The sequence below is a fragment of the Ideonella sp. B508-1 genome, from assembly GCF_000333615.1.
In the GTDB taxonomy this organism is placed as follows: Bacteria; Pseudomonadota; Gammaproteobacteria; order Burkholderiales; family Burkholderiaceae_C; genus Ideonella.
Genome location: NZ_BADL01000209.1, coordinates 1 through 1,388, shown reverse-complemented (window position 1 = coordinate 1,388; position 1,388 = coordinate 1). Strand labels below are relative to the sequence as shown.

Below are 1,388 nucleotides of genomic sequence, written 5' to 3'. Positions count from 1 at the left end.
AGCGACCGGCTACAACAGCTGGGCTGACCTACCCTGTGCCGGCCTCGGTGAAGGGGACGCGTCGCCAACACCGGTCGATCTGCGGTCTCAGTGCCTCGTCACGATGCGCCCGTGCGCAGCGCCTGTGGGGTTTTAGGCGCAGCGCGGCGTGTCGTCGATACGCCGACGGGGCAATCTGCAAGACCTTGCAGAGCGGCTCGACCCCGAAGGCATCGCGATGCTGGTCGATGAAGTCCCTTACGACTTCCGTCGGCGGTCGAGCTCCGCCTGGGCGAAAAACGCGCTGGCCAGCTTCAGGATCTCGTTGGCACGGCGCAGCTCCCGGTTCTCTCGCTCCCGGTTCTCTCGCTCCAGGTCCTTCACGCGCTGGGCCTCGGTGGTCGTCACGCCGTCTCGCACGCCTGAACCGCCCCGGGTTTCGCGGAGGCCAGTTGGTTTAAGTCAGACGGTCGCGGCCTGACCAGCGCGCTGTCGATGGTAGTTGGCTTCGAACTCCGCAGGCGGCACATACCCCAGCGGCCCCATCAGGCGGTGGTGGTTGAACCAAGACACCCATTCCAGGGTGGCCAGTTCCACCGCTTGTTTGGTCTTCCAGGGCCCGCGCCTGTGGATCACCTCGGCCTTGTAGAGCCCATTGATCGTCTCGGCCAGGGCGTTGTCGTAGCTGTCCCCCTTGGAGCCCACGGAAGGCTCGATGCCTGCCTCGGCCAGGCGCTCGCTGTAGCGAATTGACAGGTATTGCGCCCCCCTGTCGGAGTGATGCGTCAGACTGCCATCGTCCGATGGCTTGCGGTCATACAGCGCCTGTTCCAAGGCGTCGAGGACGAACTCGGTGTGCATCGAACTGCTCTGGCGCCAGCCGACGATGCGGCGGCTGAACACATCCACCACGAACGCCACGTAGACCCAACCCTGCCAGGTCGAGACATAGGTGAAGTCCGAGACCCAGAGTTGGTTCGGCCGATCAGCACGAAACTGCCGGTTGACCCGGTCCAGCGGACATGGGGACTTCGGGTCAGGAATGGTGGTGCGCTGTGCCTTGCCCCTGCGTGCGCCCTGCAATCCTTGGCGTCGCATCAGGCGCTCGACGGTGCACCGCGCCACCGCAACGCCCTCGCGGTTGAGCTGGAGCCAGACCTTGTCGGCGCCATAGACCTGCATGTTGGCCAGCCAGACCCGGTGCACCTGCGGTATCAGGACCGCATCGCGCTGGGCACGGCGCGAGCGCAGTTCTGGGCGGCGCTGGCACGCGGCATGGTGCCAGTAGGCAGATGGGGCGATCTGCAGGACGCGACAGATCGACTCGACCCCAAACTGCTCCCGGTGCTGATCGACGAAGTCCTTCANGACTTGACGCGGCGGTCGAGTTCCGCCTGGGCGAAAAACGC

The 1,388-nt window shown here is 65.4% G+C and carries 1 protein-coding gene, 1 pseudogene and 2 other annotated features; the gene and the pseudogene both read right to left on the bottom strand.

All coding sequences use genetic code 11. From position 1 onward, the window contains the following. Positions 1–61: 61 nt before the first annotated feature. A pseudogene (locus I73_RS32530) lies at positions 62–405 on the bottom strand (IS3 family transposase); the annotation flags it as partial. Beyond that, positions 167–283 (bottom strand) — a sequence feature (AL1L pseudoknot). (Overlaps the previous pseudogene by 117 nt.) A gap of 36 nt (positions 406–441) precedes the next feature. Beyond that, positions 442–1,388 (bottom strand): IS3 family transposase (locus I73_RS09045; RefSeq protein WP_148289748.1); only part of this gene is annotated, 947 nt, incomplete at its 5' end. After that, positions 1,273–1,388: a sequence feature (AL1L pseudoknot), on the bottom strand. This feature is flagged as partial in the annotation. Its footprint overlaps the gene before it by 116 nt.